This is a genomic window from Pseudomonas sp. Irchel s3b5 (genome assembly GCF_900187435.1).
Taxonomy (GTDB): domain Bacteria; phylum Pseudomonadota; class Gammaproteobacteria; order Pseudomonadales; family Pseudomonadaceae; genus Aquipseudomonas.
Map to the genome: position 1 here is coordinate 135,175 of NZ_FYDY01000003.1, position 16,921 is coordinate 152,095.

13 protein-coding genes are annotated in these 16,921 nt (G+C 60.3%); 12 read left to right on the forward strand and 1 reads right to left on the reverse strand.

From position 1 onward, the window contains the following. Nucleotides 1-160 precede the first annotated feature (160 nt). From CKW15_RS04520 to CKW15_RS04560, 9 genes are all read left to right on the forward strand, one after another. On the forward strand, nucleotides 161-1,081 hold the full coding sequence (locus tag CKW15_RS04520; protein WP_095151713.1) for a TauD/TfdA family dioxygenase: 921 nt from the start codon (nucleotides 161-163) through the stop codon (nucleotides 1,079-1,081). Between the two features lie 117 nt (nucleotides 1,082-1,198). Beyond that, nucleotides 1,199-3,559: a TonB-dependent receptor gene (locus CKW15_RS04525; RefSeq protein WP_095151714.1), complete on the forward strand. Its 2,361-nt coding sequence runs from the start codon at nucleotides 1,199-1,201 to the stop codon at nucleotides 3,557-3,559. Nucleotides 3,560-3,817: 258 nt separating this feature from the next. Next, on the forward strand, nucleotides 3,818-4,627 hold the full coding sequence (locus CKW15_RS04530; protein WP_095058193.1) for an energy transducer TonB: 810 nt from the start codon (nucleotides 3,818-3,820) through the stop codon (nucleotides 4,625-4,627). 44 nt (nucleotides 4,628-4,671) lie between these two features. Beyond that, a complete protein-coding gene (locus CKW15_RS04535; RefSeq protein WP_095058194.1) occupies nucleotides 4,672-5,397 on the forward strand; it encodes a MotA/TolQ/ExbB proton channel family protein in 726 nt (241 codons plus the stop codon). A 1-nt stretch (nucleotide 5,398) separates the two neighbouring features. Next, nucleotides 5,399-5,800 carry a biopolymer transporter ExbD gene (locus tag CKW15_RS04540; protein ID WP_010565408.1) on the forward strand — a complete coding sequence of 134 codons (402 nt, stop codon included), beginning with the start codon at nucleotides 5,399-5,401 and terminating at the stop codon, nucleotides 5,798-5,800. A 273-nt stretch (nucleotides 5,801-6,073) separates the two neighbouring features. After that, nucleotides 6,074-6,655 (forward strand): alpha/beta hydrolase, encoded by a 582-nt coding sequence (locus CKW15_RS04545; protein ID WP_095058195.1) that lies wholly within the window; start codon nucleotides 6,074-6,076, stop codon nucleotides 6,653-6,655. A 57-nt stretch (nucleotides 6,656-6,712) separates the two neighbouring features. Then, a complete protein-coding gene (locus tag CKW15_RS04550; RefSeq protein WP_095151715.1) occupies nucleotides 6,713-7,642 on the forward strand; it encodes a sigma 54-interacting transcriptional regulator in 930 nt (309 codons plus the stop codon). 254 nt (nucleotides 7,643-7,896) lie between these two features. Beyond that, entirely contained in the window at nucleotides 7,897-8,679 is a 783-nt protein-coding gene (locus tag CKW15_RS04555) for a MetQ/NlpA family ABC transporter substrate-binding protein (protein WP_095058197.1), read from the forward strand. Between the two features lie 476 nt (nucleotides 8,680-9,155). Next, entirely contained in the window at nucleotides 9,156-10,283 is a 1,128-nt protein-coding gene (locus tag CKW15_RS04560; protein ID WP_095151716.1) for an RHS repeat-associated core domain-containing protein, read from the forward strand. A gap of 32 nt (nucleotides 10,284-10,315) precedes the next feature. Here CKW15_RS04560 and CKW15_RS04565 read toward each other — a convergent pair whose 3' ends face one another. Beyond that, nucleotides 10,316-11,512, reverse strand: coding sequence for an AAA family ATPase (locus CKW15_RS04565; RefSeq protein WP_095058199.1), 1,197 nt, complete (start codon nucleotides 11,510-11,512; stop codon nucleotides 10,316-10,318). A 178-nt stretch (nucleotides 11,513-11,690) separates the two neighbouring features. On the opposite strand from CKW15_RS04565, the gene CKW15_RS04570 reads away from it, so the two are divergent. Genes CKW15_RS04570 through CKW15_RS04580 form a run of 3 tightly spaced genes read left to right on the forward strand, consistent with a single transcriptional unit; the run spans nucleotide 11,691 to nucleotide 16,902 of the window. Then, on the forward strand, nucleotides 11,691-12,794 hold the full coding sequence (locus tag CKW15_RS04570; protein WP_095058200.1) for an efflux RND transporter periplasmic adaptor subunit: 1,104 nt from the start codon (nucleotides 11,691-11,693) through the stop codon (nucleotides 12,792-12,794). Beyond that, the gene (locus CKW15_RS04575; RefSeq protein WP_095058201.1) at nucleotides 12,791-13,855 is read left to right on the forward strand and encodes an efflux RND transporter periplasmic adaptor subunit; all 1,065 of its coding nucleotides are present in this window, start codon (nucleotides 12,791-12,793) and stop codon (nucleotides 13,853-13,855) included. Before CKW15_RS04570 ends, CKW15_RS04575 begins: the two co-directional genes overlap by 4 nt. Continuing rightward, complete coding sequence (locus tag CKW15_RS04580) at nucleotides 13,852-16,902, forward strand: efflux RND transporter permease subunit (protein WP_095058202.1); 3,051 nt, start codon at nucleotides 13,852-13,854, stop codon at nucleotides 16,900-16,902. Before CKW15_RS04575 ends, CKW15_RS04580 begins: the two co-directional genes overlap by 4 nt. Nucleotides 16,903-16,921: the final 19 nt, after the last annotated feature.

A 16,921-nucleotide genomic window follows, 5' to 3' on the forward strand; every position in this document is an offset into this window, starting at 1 on the left:
ATAGCTCGAAGGCATTTGCGACGAGGGTTGACTGAGGTTTTAAATGCAACCTCTTATTCCGTCAACGAAGCATGTAGTTATCTATTAGATCTAAATAGAATATAGATAGAGCAGTGTTTCGCGGCCGGTCAACCGCAAGCAGTCCGATGAGGGTCTACCCATGAGCAATGCCGCTTTAGCTGTAAAACCCGCTGTTCACGCGCTGGAAATCCATCCGGTGGCCGGCCGCATCGGCGCCGAAATTCGTGGCGTACACCTGTCGGGCGAACTGGATGCCGCCACGGTAGAAGCCATTCAACAGGCGCTGCAGCAATACAAAGTGATCTTCTTCCGCGAGCAGACCCAGCTCGACGATCAGCGCCAGGAGGCGTTCGCCCACTTGCTCGGCGAGCCGGTGGCGCATCCGACCGTACCGGTGCGTGAAGGCACGCGTTTTCTGCTCGAGTTGGACGGCGCTGAAGGCCAGCGCGCCAGCTCCTGGCACACCGACGTGACCTTCGTCGAGGCCTACCCGAAAGCGTCGATCCTGCGCTCGGTGGTCGCCCCGGCTTTCGGCGGCGACACCCTGTGGGCCAACACCGCCACCGCCTATGACGGGTTGTCGGCGGAGCTGCGGGAGCTGGCCGACAAACTGGTCGCCGTGCACAGCAACGAATATGACTACGCGGGGGGCAAGCCAGACGTCTCGGCCGAGAAGCTGGAGCGCTATCGCAAGATCTTCACCTCGACCGTCTACGAGACCGAGCACCCGGTGGTCCGCGTGCACCCGATCAGCGGCGAGAAAAGCCTGTTGCTGGGGCATTTCGTCAAACGCATCAAGGGCTATTCACAAGCCGATTCGGCGCACCTGTTCGGGCTGCTGCAAAGCCATGTGATCCGCCAGGAAAACATCGTGCGCTGGCGCTGGCAGGCCGGTGATGTGGCGATCTGGGACAACCGCTCCACCCAGCATTACGCGGTGGATGACTACGGGACCCAGGCGCGCATCGTGCGCCGCGTAACGCTCAAGGGTGAAGTGGCGGTGGGAGTGAATGGGCAGGTCAGTCAGACCGTGAAAGGGCCGGATATCGGCGGCGTCTGAGCTGACGCTATCGCCAGCGGGCTGGCTCCCACTGGGGATTTGTGGCGTACGCAAAACCAATGTGGGAGCCAGCCTGGCAAGCAATACAGAATTTCTTTTGATCGGGAACCCCGCCTTATGAGTCCGTTGCACTTCGCCTCAACCTCGTCACCCCAACGGCTCAAACGCCTGCCACTCGCACTGTTGCTGGCTGGCAGCGCCAGTTGGACCCAAGGCTACGCAGCCGACAGCACCACCCCTGAAACCACCCCGAAAAAATCCGCCACGGCTGACAGTGCACAACTGGAAACCGTGACGGTCACCACTCGCCGCCGTGAGGAAAGCTCGCAGGATGTACCAACGCCAATGAGCGTGGTCAGCGGCCAGAATCTGGAAGCCCAGCGGGTCTATCGCATCCAGGATTTGCAGCAACTGGTGCCCAGCGTCAACGTCGCCTACATGCATGCGCGTCAGTCCAGCGTGTCGATCCGCGGGTTGGGCAATAACCCGGCCAGCGATGGCCTGGAAGGCAGTGTCGGCCTGTACATCGACAACGTTTATCTCGGTCGGCCAGGCATGGCCGTGTTCGACCTGATGGACATCGAACAGCTCGAAGTGCTGCGCGGTCCGCAAGGCACTTTGTTCGGTAAAAACACCACGGCCGGCGTGATCAACATCAGCACCCGCGCACCGACGTTCACCCCGGAGCGCAGCATCGAAACGTCGGTGGGCGAAGACGGCTACTTCCAGACCAAGGGCACGATTTCCGGCCCGTTGAATGACGAACTGGCGGGACGTTTTTCCGCGTATCGCACCCGCAGCGACGGCGACATCAAGAACGAATACGACGGCAACGAGTTGAACGGTGGCTCGCGCGAAGGCTTCCGAGGGCAGTTGCTGTTCAAGCCCAACGAGGCGTTCAACCTGCGTTGGATCGGTGACTACAACGAGGAAGATTCCAGTGCTGGCACCCGCGTGTTGTACAACACCGGCCCGACCATCAATGGCACCAACCTTTATCAGGCGCGGGCCAACGCAGCGGGCGCGACACTGGTCGATGGCACGCACCGCAAGGTCAACCTGAACAACGAACAGCACGTCACCGTGCATCAGGGCGGCACGTCGGTCGAGGCCAACTGGGCGTTGCCAAGTGACTTCACCCTGACCTCGATCAGCTCCTATCGCTGGTGGAATTTCACCCCGCGCAATGACGATGGCCTGAACGTATCCGCCTTCTACAACGCCGGCGTTTCGGTGGAGGATAAGCAGTACTCCCAGGAGTTTCGCCTGGCATCGCCCTCGGGCGGTTTCTTCGACTACGTGGTCGGTGCCTACTACTTCGGCTCCGACCTGGACAATAAATCCTTCACCTATTACGGACCGCAAGCGGACATCTGGAGCGGCACGCCCAACGGCGCGCTCAACAACATCAACAGTGTCGGCAACGGGCACATCAAAACCGACAGCTTTGCGCTGTTCGCCCAAGGCACCTGGCATCTCACCGAACGTCTGGATTTCACCGCCGGGGTACGCGGTACCTATGAAGAGAAAAATGCCTGGGTCACCCGTGATGCACCTGTGGGGGGCGTGGCCGTCGCAGGCGCGGCGGCCGCAGCCAGACGTGGTCGTGCCGGTGTTTACGATTCCGGCGATCTGAATCAGTACAGCTCCAGCCCTTCGGGTTTGTTGAACCTCAGCTACCGACTCACCGACGACCTGCTGACCTACGCCACGCTGTCCCACGGCGAGAAATCCGGCGGGGTCAACCTGGCCGTGGGCACGGCGCCGGTGGCCGGTGCGGACTCGTTGCTGATCGGCACCGAGCGCGCCAACAACGCCGAGCTCGGTTTCAAGAGCACGCTCTGGGACCGTCGCCTGCAACTCAACGCCAACGTGTTCTGGACCCAGGTCAACGGCTACCAGACCAACGCCTACGACGACGCCAACCGCGTGCAATACCTGACCAACGCCGGTTCCGTGCGCTCGCGTGGTGTGGAATTCGAAAGCACCCTGATTCCGTTGCGCGGCCTGACGTTGAACTTCAACGGTTCGTACAACGACGTCAGCTACCTCTCGTACAAGGACGCACCGTGCCCGCCGGAAGTCAGCCTGGCGCCAGGGGCTCCAGCGTCTTGCGATCTCACCGGGCATCAAGTGGTCGGCGCTTCGAAATGGATCGGCAACGCCAACGGCGAATACAAATGGAACCTGAGCAACGGCTTCGAAGAGTACGTCACCGGCAGTTACGCCTTCCGCTCCAAAGCGGTGGGCACGGTGGAGGATTCCGACTACGGGCAGATCCCGAGTTATGCGGTGGTCAACCTGTCCACAGGCCTGCGCGGTGACTTCAAACAGGGTCAATGGGACGTGTCGCTGTGGCTGAAAAACGCCTTCGACAAAACCTACTACACGACGCTGTGGACGGCTGCCAACGGTGGTTACGAAGGCCTGCTGGGCACGCCGCGCACGTTGGGTGTGACCGGTCGATACGACTTCTGACGGCGAAACACCATGCCTTGGAGGAATACTTTTAATGCAGACAAGGCATTGGTTTTTCGCCTTCGGGCCAGAGCCCTTGAACGACGGGGGCTGGCGCTGGAACGACATTCTCAATATTCGATATCGATCTAACCATAACTTTAAAGATTACTTTAAGAGCTAAGCGATCCGGCCAATGATGGGTTCACCGAGGCGTCGTCGGGGGATGTACAGCACGACGTTTCGGTGATTCGCAAAGAGACCGCAGGGAGTCAAGCAATGGGCAATGTTCAGACCGCCGCCAGTGCACACGAAGTGTTGTGGCGCCAGGCACAGGGTGGCGAGTTGGTCGACCTCGGTCGGCCGCACCGTGTGCCCCTGGGTCAGTTGCGTTTGCAACGTGCACCGAAGGGAATCCTGAGTCGTCGGGAAACGATCCTGCTGGGCGTGCTGGCGTTGCTGGTGCATGGCGCGGTGATCTATTGGGTCAATCAGCAGCCGACCCCGGCATTGCCGATCGTGCCGCCGGAAATTCCGCCGATGACCATTGAGTTTTCGCGTCCGGCGCCGCCCGTGGTCGAGCCACCGCCGCCGCAACCGGTTCAGCCAGTGGTCGAACCGCCGCCACCCGTGCAGGACGAACTGGCCGTAAAACCGCCACCGCCCAAACCGGTGCCCAAACCGAAACCTGTTGCCAAACCGATCGCAAAACCGGCCCCGAAAGCCGCAGAGCAACCTCCGGCGCCGCCGCAACCGGCAGCACCCGTTGCGGCCCCGGCGCCACCGGCTCCGCCCGCACCGGCGCCCGTGACACCGGCCTCCGCGAGCGCGGGCTACCTGAAAAATCCGGCGCCGGAATATCCGTCGCTGGCCCAGCGTCGCGGTTGGGAAGGCACGGTGTTGCTGCGGGTGCATGTACTGGCCAGCGGTAAACCTGGCGAGATCCAGATTCAGAAAAGCAGCGGCCGCGATGCCCTCGACGAAGCGGCCTTGAGCGCGGTGAAACGCTGGAGTTTTGTGCCGGCCAAGCAGGGTGATGTTGCTCAGGACGGCTGGGTCAGCGTGCCCATCGATTTCAAGATTCATTAAACCGAAACCAAATTCGCGCGAAACGTTTACACGAGGACTTCACCATGACGTTACTGGCATCTCCACTTGAATCCATCGAAAGCGCGGTGATCTGGCTGCTGGTGGTTTTTTCCGTCGCGACCTGGGGCTTGGCATTGCTCAAGGGTGTGCAGTTCGGTCGCCTCAAGGCGCAGGATCGCAGGTTTCATAAACAGTTCTGGGCGGCGTCGAGTCTCGATTCGGCCGCCGAGTTGAGCGAGACCCATCCCGGCGCTGCGGCGCGGGTGGCTCAGGCCGGTTATGCCGCGATCCAGGTCGGCGAGGCGCCGCAAGCAGCGGATCTGAGCCAGGCGATCAATCACCAGGACCGTCTGGAGCGAGCGTTGCGTCAGCAGATCGTGCGTGAGCGCCGGTCACTGGAAACCGGGCTGGCGGTGGTCGCGAGTATTGGCAGTACTTCGCCGTTCATTGGTTTGTTCGGCACGGTGTGGGGAATCATGGAGGCGTTGAAAGGCATCAGTGCAGCGGGTTCGGCGAGCCTGGAAACGGTGGCCGGACCGATTGGTGCGGCGCTGGTTGCTACGGGCGTAGGGATCGCCGTCGCAGTGCCCGCAGTGCTGGTTTACAACTACTTTTTGCGTCGTTTGAAACTGACGGCGGCGGACCTGGATGACTTTGCCCATGACTTCTACAGCCTGGCGCAGAAGAGTTCGTTCCGCGTGTTGATTCACCCGACGGCGCACAAGGTTGTGGCCCAGGGCGGCGCGCAGAAAGTGAAGGAGGCGTCCTGATATGGCCTTCTCCACGCAAGACAGTGATGAGGTGCTGAGTGAGATCAACGTAACGCCGTTGGTGGATGTGATGCTGGTGCTGCTGGTGGTGTTCATCGTCACCGCGCCGCTGCTGACCAACGCGATACCGATCAACCTGCCCAAGACCGAGGCGGTGGCACCGGTCGAACAGAAGGACCCGCTGGTGGTGAGCATCGACGGCGCCGGCAAGCTGTTTATCAACAAGGATGAAATCCAGCCCGACTTGCTGGAGTTCAACCTCCAGGCGGCCAAGGCCAAAGACCCGGACGTGCGCGTGCAATTGCAGGCCGATGACGGGGTGAATTACGGCGAAGTGGCGCGGGCCATGGCGTCGATCGAGCGGGCAGGGATTACCAAGCTGTCGGTGATTACCGCGCGTTAACAGAATTTTGCTTTCCGGGGCCGTCTCCTTGGCAGGGTGCGGCCCCTTTTTTTATGTCCGGCAAACTCTGTAGGCGCTGGCTTGCCGGCGCTGGCGTCCTTCCAGCCGGTAAATTGCTGCCTGACCTACCGCATTCGCTAGCAAGCCAGCTCCTAAAAATCATTAATCTAATATTCCTTTAAGATCTTAATAAATAGCTTCTTATTCCTTAACGAATATAACTCTCCTCCTTATACTCGACCGGGAACAGACACGCAGCAGGAGAGCTCCCCCATGCGCAACGAATCCATTCGCTACCTGATTGTGCCGGGCTGGCAAGGATCGCCAGACGATCATTGGCAAAGCCACTGGCAAAACAGCCTGCCGAACAGTGCGCGGGTGGAGCAGGCCGACTGGCTGACGCCGCGTCGTGAAGACTGGGTGGCGGCTTTGGCCGAGGCGATTGCTGCCGACAGCACGCCGGTGATTCTGATCGCCCACAGCCTGGGTTGCATCACCGTCGCGCACTGGGCGGCGACAGCGCCAGTGCAGTTTCTGCGTCAGGTACGTGGGGCGTTACTGGTTGCACCGGCGGACGTCGAACGCCCGGCCTGCGCACCGGCCTTGCGCAATTTCGCGCCGATTCCAACCGATCTGCTGCCCTTCCCGAGCCAGGTCGTCAGCTCCGACAACGACAGCGCCGTCAGCGCGCCGCGCGCGCTGGAACTGGCACGCAACTGGGGCGCCGAGGCGGGGATTCTGGCAGGGGCGGGGCACATCAACGTCAAGTCCGGCCACCAGCGTTGGGAGCAGGGGTTTGCCTATCTGTATCGCCTGCAAAACCGCATGGAACATCACGCTCTGCGCCGCGCTTGAGTCTTTCTTTTCATTGAATCGCCCCCGTCTCCCGGCGGTTTTGGGCGGGAGTCTGCCATGAGTTTTGAAACGTTCGGTCAGCCCTTGCTGACCTTTCCCGATGCAGAAAAAAGTCCCCTGAGCATTCGCGCCAAGGCGCTGGTGTTCGTCGATCCACGTTCCCGCCAACTGCGCGAGGACCTGGAGCAATTGGCACCACGCTCGATCTCGGTACTTATCCGTGGCGAAACCGGTACCGGCAAAGAGTTGCTCGCACGGCATATCCATCGCGCCAGCGATCGCGGCGGTTTGTTCGTGTCGGTCAATTGCGGCGCCATCAGCCCGACGTACGCCGACGCCGAACTGTTTGGCTACGCCGGGGGCAGCTTCAGCGGTTCGGCGAGCAGCCGCGCCGGGTGGTTTGGCTCGGCCAATGGCGGCACGCTGTACCTGGACGAAATCGGTGACTTGCCGCTGCCGATCCAGATCAAGTTGCTCGCAGCCCTGGAAAACCACGAGGTCACCCGCGTCGGCGCCCATCAGCCGAGCCCGGTGGACGTGCGCCTGGTCGCGGCCACCAGTATCGATCTGGCCCAGGCCGTCGCTGCCGGAAAATTCCACGAGCGGCTTTTTCACTACCTCAGCGAAGGCCAACTCGAACTGCCGGCGCTGCGCGAACGCACCGGCGATATCCTGTCGCTGGCCGAGTATTTCCTCGGCATCTACAGCCAGCGCCTCGACTTGCCGGTGCCGCTGATCAGCGAGGCGGCGCAACGGGTGCTGGAGCGCCACAGTTGGCCGGGCAACACCCGGGAACTGGAAAACATCATTCACTTTGCGCTGCTGGTAAGCACCGGGGATGAGATTTTGCCGGAGCATTTGAATTTGCCGGAGCTCTCGATTTCTCTGGAGCAGATCGAGAGTCAGATCCGGCAGATTCTCGACAATGGCTCTGTCGCTGACCAGGCAGCCTTGAAACAGTCACTCAAAAACATCGGGCTTTCGTAGGAGCAAGCTTGCTCGCGATCGCGGCGACGCGGTTTTTTTGAACTGACGCCATCGCCAGCAAGCCGGCTCCTACAAAGGAAGATGTGCGAGTTAGAGTTTTATGAACAAAATGGAATATGAAGCTGAATAAACGTTATTGTTCGGGAATAAAAAATCCCGGTATTGTCCGCATCACGCCAGCGATAGCACTTCACTGGCACTCTCATCTTCAAGCCGTCGCCACAAGCGACTGTGATTTTCGATAAGGACACTGCATGAAAAAGGTTCTGTTGTTCACCGCACTGGCGGCCGCCCTGACCTCGGGCCTGGCACAGGCCGGCGAGAAACTGGTGGTTGCCGCGACCCCGGTGCCACACGCCGAGATCCTCGAGCTGATCAAGCCAGCCCTCGCCAAAGAAGGCGTGGACCTGGAAATCAAAGTCTTCACCGACTACGTCCAACCGAACGTGCAAGTCGATCAGAAGCGTCTGGACGCCAACTACTTCCAGACCCTGCCGTACCTGAAAAGCTTCAACGAAGGCAAAGGCACCCACCTGGAAACCGTGATCGGTGTTCACGTGGAACCATTCGGTGGCTACTCGAAGAAAGTCAAAAGCCTGGCTGAGCTGAAGGACGGCGCGACCATCGCCATCCCGAACGAAGGCAGCAACAGCGGCCGCGCCCTGATCCTGCTGCAGAAGGCTGGCCTGATCGAATTGAAAGACCCGAAAAACGCCCTGGCCACGCCGAAAGACATCGCCAAGAACCCGCACAACTTCAAGTTCAAGGAACTCGAATCGGCCATGCTGCCGCGCGTGCTGGATCAGGTCGACCTGGACATGATCAACACCAACTACGCGCTGGAAGCGGGTCTGAACCCGGCTAAAGACGCTCTGGTGATCGAAGGTGCCGATTCGCCTTACGTGAACTTCCTGGTGGCCCGTCCGGACAACAAGGATAGCGTTGCCATCCAGAAACTGGCCAAGGCCCTGACCAGCCCGGAAGTGAAAGCCTTCATCGAGAAGAAGTACAGCGGCGCGGTTCTGCCGGCGTTCTGATTCGCGAAGCAAACCCCTTCAAGGTTTCAAACGCCGACGGCTGATTTAGCGTCGGCGTTTTTTATGGGTGTTTGATTTAATGGTGGCGTGAAGCTTTTGTGGCGAGGGAGCAAGCTCCCTCTCCACAAAAAACAAACATCAGATCCTGCAACAAATATTTCAGACCGCCCTGGTCTTCATCGCCCTGCGCAACGCCATCAATAATTTCACAACATCTTGCGGATCCAGCCGTTGCGGCACGGTTGCCTCTGCCATTTCTCTCATCCTTGTGATTGCCCGGCCGGGGAGTCTGGCCAAAAGCGGTCCGTCCTTGGAGTGGCATCTCGAAAAAAAGATCCTTCCTACGGTGCGAGGGAAAATAGTCGTCTTCCATCGTTCCGGCAAATCGCTCAGGCCGGCGACACCTAGCAGTTCTGCTAGGTGTCGACATGGCGGTGAGGGTGCAATCTCTGCTCAAAGACAGGAGGACTCATCCGATGAACGCTACGGAAAAGACCACATACCGCTACGACGCTCTGGATCGTCTGGTTGAACTGGCACCGTTTGGGCTGGATAACGTGACCCGTTTCTACCGCGGTGAACATTTGGCAACGCAACTGCAAGGGAACGGCGGGCATAGTGTTTTTCAACACGGCACGCAGTTGCTGGCAGTGCAATCGCGTGAGGGGCCCAGCATCAACAGCCAGTTGTTGGCCACGGATCAGCAGCGTTCCGTACTGCGGGCAGGTCCCGAGTCTCAAACCTTTGCGCCTTACGGTCATCGTCGGGTCGAGGGTGGTCCAGGCAGTCTTCTGGGCTTTACTGGCGAAGTGATCGACCCGATCACTGGCGATTACTTGCTGGGCAACGGGCTCCGAGCGTTCAACCCGGTACTGATGAGGTTCAACAGCCCGGACAGCTTGAGCCCGTTTGGGCGGTGCGGGTTGAATCCGTATGCGTATTGCTTGGGGGATCCGGTGAATTTCAGTGATCCGACGGGGCGGTTTGCCGATATTTTTCGCTTGCTCACAAGCTTCATCGGTTTCTCGAACACAAGGTTGGGTATGTCCCGCACAATCCCCGCCTTTAACTTGGCCAAGGATGCCTTGAGATTGGGGGCCGCCAAGAAGCTACCCTTCAGGCAGGCCTTTGCGGCAGGAAGCACGGTCTCGGCCAGTAGATTGCTACTTGCTGCAAGTCTGGTTGGGGTTGCCGGTGGCGTTGCGAAACTCGCCGGTGAACCTGAGGTTGCCGATGTACTGTGGTATGTAGGTGGAGGGCTCTCAGGGTTGGCGTTTATGTCGAGAGTAGGTACTTTCTGGGCGGCGAGTAAGCCCGGGACTGAGGCTGCCTTGGTGAGTTTTGTGAAGAACAAGGGGCGGGTAGTATCCGCGACACCGCTTGCTATACCCCGTCCTTCTCTGGTGCCTCCGCACCGTTCGATCCAAAGTCGAACCCCTTCTGCGTCGGACATATCACAGCTCACACCAAGTACTACTGCACCGTCATCGGGGGACTTTGATGGCGTACGTTACAGCTGGATGACACCAGAAATCGACGCTGCGTTGAACAAACGAGGAAGTGCGTCCCCTCGTAGCTCCATAAGCAGTATTCGTAGCACCTAACCCTGTTGAGCGCCCCGCAGGATTGCCTGACTTCAATCCGGCCAATTCCACGCCGGCTCATCCAACATCCGTTGCCCCACAATCCCGGTCTGCCCAAGGTTCTTCTCCAGCACGATGCAGTTGCAGTCCGGGTCTTCCTGCAACGCCGAAATCAACCGTCGGGCATGGGACACCACCCACACCTGGCACTGCTCGGACGCGCGAATGATCAAGCGCGCCAACGCCGGCAGCAGGTCCGGATGCAGGCTGGTTTCCGGTTCGTTCAGCACCATCAGCGTCGGCGGGCGTGGCGTCAGCAAAGCTGCGACCAGCAGCAGATAACGCAACGTCCCGTCCGACAATTCTGCCGCCGACAACGGGCGCAACAACCCCTCCTGATAAAACTCGATAGCGAAGCGCCCGCCCGGCAGAGGTTCGATGGCCAGCCGTGCACCGGGAAACGCATCACTGATCGCCACCCACAACGCCTCCGGATCGCCGATTTCAATAATGGTCTGCAAGGCCGCCGCCAGATCACGCCCGTCGTGGTGCAGCACCGGTGTGCGCGTGCCCAACTGAGGTTGTCGCGCGGGCGCATCGGCATCGCTGCGAAAGTGATCGTAAAAGCGCCAGCGGCGGATGAACTCGCGCATCTCCAGCACTTCCGGCGAAGTCCGCAGGCTGCCGACCTGATCGAACAGGCTGTCGAACGCCGGCGTGTGTTGCGCCAGCACGTCCCAACTGCGATTGGCGCGGGCGCGGATCATCGGGCCGTCGCGATCCACCAGCAGGCTCGCAGGGCGATAGAACGCTCCGGCCCACAGGCATTCGCGCTTGATTTGCGGGTCGAGGCTGAAGCGTGACGGGATGGGTAACGTGTGGTTGGGCAGCATGAAATGCCCATTGGAATCGGGTAGGCCCAGGCTGATCGAATAGCCAAAGTCTTCACCGGCAAAACCCAGGCGCAGGCGTTTCACACCTTGGCGCACCGAGGCTTCGATCGGTACTTCGCCATTGCGCATGCGTCGGGTGATGGTTTCCGGCCCGGCCCAGAACGTCGAATCCAGGCCACCTTCGCGGGCCAGCGCATTGACCACGCCGCCCTGAGCGGTTTCCGCCAGCAGTCGCAAGGCGCGGTAAAGGTTGGACTTGCCGCTGCCGTTGGGGCCGGTGATCAGATTCAGCCGGCCCAACGGGATCACCAGTTTGTTGATCGAGCGGTAATTGGCCACGGCGAGCGTCTGGAGCATGTGGATTCCTGAAACGGTATCAAACGAGGCGTTCATTGTCGGGTAGGCGCAGGCGTCTATGGCAAGTGTTTTCGGCAGAACCTGCTTCGAACTTTTTCTTAATAAGACGCTCGTGCAAGGTCCATAGTCTGTTCTAAGCTCTGTGTCGTGTTGTATCTGAAAAGGCCAAGGAGTGTGCATGGTGGTTCCCGGATTGAAAGTGGTAATGGCCTTGAGTGTCGTCATGCTGCTGACGGCTTGCGAAGAGAAAAAACCGGTGCAGGAGTACCTGCCACGGGTGTTCGTGCAAGTCGTCAAGCCGGAAGATTTTGCGGCCTCGGTCACCCTCACCGGTGACATTCAGGCGCGTGTCCAGACTGAGCTGTCGTTTCGCGTGGGTGGCAAGATCATCCAGCGCTCGGTCGATGTGGGTGACCGGGTGACCGCCAAGCAAGTGCTGGCACGGCTCGACCCCAAGGATTTGCAGACCAGTGTCGATTCGGCCCAGGCGCAAGTCGTCGCCGAACAGGCGCGGGTGACGCAAAGCGCGGCGGCGTTCGTGCGTCAGCAAAAGCTCCTGCCCAAGGGCTACACCAGCCAAAGCGAATACGACTCGGCCCAGGCCGCCTTGCGCAGCAGTCAGAGCGCATTGAGCGCAGCGCAGGCGCAACTGGCCAATGCCAAGGATCAGTTGAGCTACACGGCGCTGATCGCCGATGCGCCGGGTGTGATTACCGAGCGCCAGGCCGAAGTCGGCCAAGTCGTCCAAGCGACCATGCCGATCTTCAGCCTGGCCACTGACGGCGACCGCGATGCGGTGTTCAATGTCTATGAATCACTGCTGGCCGAGAAGCCGAAGGACCAGACCATTGTCCTCAGCCTGCTCGACAACCCGGCCATCAAAACCACCGGTACCGTGCGTGAAATCACGCCGGCGGTGTCGGCGCAGTCCGGTACCGTGCAGGTGAAAGTCGGCCTCGATAAATTGCCCGAGGGTATGCAATTGGGTTCGGTGGTCAGCGCCACGGCCCGGGGATCAGGCAAGTCGGTCGTGGAATTGCCGTGGTCTGCATTGACCAAGAACATCAGTGAACCGGCCGTCTGGATTGTCGACGACAAGGGTCAGGCACAGTTGCACTCGGTCACCGTCAGCCGCTATCTGACCGGCAAGGTCATCATCGGTGATGGTTTGAAGGGCGGTGAAAAAGTCATTGTGGCGGGTGGGCAATTGTTGCACCCAGGCATGGAAGTCGAGATTGCCGAAAACACTTACAAGGATTTGAGCTGGGAGGCCAAGCCATGAAGCCTTTATGGGCGTTGTCCATCGGGCTGCTGCTGAGCGCCTGTTCCGAAAGCAAGCCGCCACCGGAGCCTGTGCGCCCGGTGCTGTCGATCAAGATCAAGGCGTTGAACGAAGAGGATCTGGGGCGCTTCGCCGGCAGCATTCAGGCGCGCTACGAAAGCAACACCGGGTTCCGCGTGGGCGGTCGGATCGCCAGTCGTAATGTCGATGTGGGAGCCGAGGTCGAGAAGGGCACGCTGCTCGCCACCCTCGATCCATCCGACCAGCAGAATCAGTTGCGTTCGGCCCAGGGCGACCTGGCGAAAATCCAGGCGCAACTGATCAATGCCAAGGCCAGTGCCATGCGCCAGCAAGCCCTGTTTGATCGTGGCGTTGGCGCACAGGCGCAGCTGGATGACGCCATGACCAACCTGAAAACCACCCAGGCGTCGCTCGATCAGGCCCGCGCGGCCGTCAATCAAAGCAAGGACCAATTGAGCTACACCGAGCTGCGTGCCGACCATAAAGCCGTGGTCACGGCGTGGAGCGCCGAGGCCGGGCAAGTCGTCTCAGCCGGGCAACAAGTGGTCACCCTGGCACAACCGGATATCAAAGAGGCGGTGATCGACCTGCCGGATACGCTGGTCGATCAGCTGCCCAGTGATGTGGTGTTTCTGGTCGCGGCACAACTCAATCCAGGCATCAACACCACCGCGACCATTCGCGAAATCGAACCCCAGGCGCAAAGCGCCACGCGCACCCGGCGTGCCCGTCTGACCCTGGCCGAAACGCCAGAAGGCTTTCGCCTGGGCACGGCGATCAGCGTCACCTTGAGCACGGCGATCAAGCCGCGCATCGAACTGCCCGCTTCCGCGTTGCAGGAGGTCGATGGCAAACAGCGCATCTGGGTGATCGATGCACAGAACAAAACCGTCTCCCCCCGGGATGTCAGCGTGATCAGCCGCACCGCCAGCACTGTAGTGCTGGCCGGCGGGGTGAAGAACGGTGAACGGGTGGTGAGTGCCGGTGTACACAGCCTCAAACCAGGGCAGGCAGTTAAAATCGACGAGGACAGTCAATGAAAGGGCCTTTCAACCTCTCCGAATGGGCTCTCAAGCATCAGTCGTTCATCTGGTATCTGATGTTCGTCGCATTGCTGATGGGTGTGTTCTCTTACTTCAACCTGGGGCGTGAGGAAGATCCTTCATTCACCATCAAGACCATGGTGATCCAGAGCAAATGGCCGGGGGCGACACAGGAGGAAACCCTCAAGCAGGTCACCGACCGAATCGAGAAAAAGCTCGAAGAGCTCGACTCGCTCGATTACGTGAAAAGCTACACGCGCCCCGGCGAATCGACGGTGTATGTGTACCTGCGCGACACCACCAGTTCCAAGGACATTCCGGAGATCTGGTACCAGGTACGCAAGAAGATCAACGACATCAAGTACCAGTTCCCGCAAGGCATACAGGGGCCGTCGTTCAACGACGAGTTCGGTGATGTCTTCGGTTCGATCTACGCCTTTACCGCCGACGGCCTGACCCAGCGTCAGTTGCGCGACTACGTCGAACAGGCGCGCATGGAAATTCGCGGCGTGCCGGGGCTGGGCAAGATCGAAATGGTCGGCCAACAGGACGAAGTGCTGTACCTGAACTTCTCCACGCGCAAACTTGCAGCGCTGGGCATCGATCAGCTTCAAGTCGTGCAGAGCCTGCAAACCCAGAACGCCGTAACGCCGGCGGGGGTCATCGAGGCCGGGCCGGAGCGGATCTCGGTGCGCACTACAGGGAAGTTCGCTTCGGAGAAAGACCTGGCCGAGGTCAACCTCAAGCTCAACGACCGCTACTATCGACTGGCGGACATTGCTGAAATCAAACGCGGCTACGTCGATCCCGCCGCGCCGGAATTCCGCTTCAACGGCAAACCGGCCATCGGGCTGGCCATTGCCATGCAGAAGGGCGGCAACGTCCAGGCGTTCGGCAAGGCCTTGCACGCCCGTATCGACCAGCTGACCGCCGACCTGCCTGTGGGTGTCGGCATCCACAACGTTTCCGATCAGGCCGTGGTGGTGGAAGAAGCCGTCGGCGGCTTTACCAGCGCGTTGTTCGAAGCGGTGGTGATCGTGCTGTTGGTCAGCTTCGTCAGCCTTGGCGTGCGCGCCGGGCTGGTGGTGGCGTGCTCGATCCCGCTGGTGTTGGCGATGGTGTTTGTGTTCATGGAATACAGCGGCATCACCATGCAGCGGATCTCCCTCGGTGCACTGATCATCGCCCTCGGCCTGCTGGTGGACGATGCGATGATCACCGTGGAAATGATGGTCACGCGCCTGGAAATGGGCGAGACCAAGGAGCAGGCAGCGACGTTTGCCTACACCTCCACGGCGTTCCCGATGCTCACCGGTACGCTGGTGACGGTGGCGGGTTTCGTGCCGATCGGCTTGAACGCCAGCTCGGCGGGCGAGTACACCTACACGCTGTTTGCGGTGATTGCCTGCGCGATGCTGGTGTCGTGGGTGGTAGCGGTCTTGTTTGCGCCGGTCATCGGCGTGCACATCCTCAGCACCAAGGTCAAATCCCACGAAGGCGAACCGGGACGCATCGGCAAGGCCTTCAACGGCGGGCTGCTGTGGTGCATGCGCAATCGCTGGTGGGCCATCGGCTTTACCTTGCTGTTGTTCGCGTTGTCGGTGTTCAGCATGCGTTTTGTGCAGAACCAGTTCTTCCCGTCCTCGGACCGCCCGGAAATCCTGGTGGACCTGAACCTGCCGCAAAACGCCTCGATCGACGAAACCCGCCGGGCCGTCGATCGCCTCGAAGCCACGCTCAAGGACGATCCGGACATCGTGCGCTGGAGCACCTACATCGGTCAGGGCGCGATCCGTTTCTACCTGCCACTGGACCAACAACTGCAAAACCCGTTCTACGCGCAGTTGGTGATCGTCAGCAAAGGCGAGAGCCGCGAGGCCATGATGCAGAAGCTGCGTGAGCGTCTGCGCAACGACTTCGTCGGCATCGGCGGTTACGTGCAGGCACTGGAAATGGGCCCGCCGGTCGGGCGTCCGATCCAGTACCGAGTCAGCGGCAAGGACATCGACCAGGTGCGTCGACATGCCATCGACCTCGCCACTGAGCTGGACAAGAACCCGCACGTTGGCGAGATCATCTACGACTGGAACGAACCGGGCAAAGTCCTGCGCATCGACATCGCACAGGACAAGGCGCGACAGTTGGGGTTGTCTTCCGAAGACGTGGCCAACCTGATGAACGGCATCGTCAGCGGCCATGCGGTGACTCAGGTCGACGACGACATCTACCTGATCAACGTGGTCGGTCGTGCGGTGGATTCCGAACGCGGTACGCCGGAAACCCTGCAGAACCTGCAAATCGTCACGCCGAGCGGCACGTCGATTCCATTGCTGGCGTTTGCCACCGTGCGTTACGAGCTGGAGCAGCCGTTGGTGTGGCGACGTGATCGCTTGCCGACCATCACCATCAAGGCGGCGATACGCGACGAGATCCAGCCGACGGACCTGGTGAAAATCCTCAAGCCGTCGATCGATGCTTTCGCCGAAAAACTGCCGGCGGGCTACAAAGTCGCCACGGGCGGTACGGTGGAGGAAAGCGGCAAGGCCCAGGGCCCGATTGCCAAGGTTGTGCCGTTGATGCTGTTCATGATGGCGACCTTCCTGATGATCCAGTTGCACAGCGTGCAGAAGCTGTTCCTGGTGGCCAGCGTCGCACCGCTGGGGCTGATCGGCGTGGTGATTGCGCTGGTGCCGACCGGTACGCCGATGGGCTTCGTGGCGATCCTCGGGATCCTGGCGTTGATCGGTATCATCATCCGTAACTCGGTGATTCTGGTGACCCAGATCGATGAGTACGAGAAGAAGGGCTATGCGCCGTGGGATGCGGTGGTGCAGGCCACCGAGCACCGACGTCGGCCGATTTTGCTGACCGCTGCGGCGGCGAGCCTGGGGATGATCCCGATTGCCCGGGAAGTGTTCTGGGGGCCGATGGCCTACGCGATGATCGGCGGGATCGTCATCGCCACCTTGCTGACGCTGCTGTTTTTGCCGGCGCTGTATGTGGCCTGGTACAAGATTCGCGAGCCGAAGAAAGAGGTGCAGTAAAGGCGAGCGCTTTGCGCTC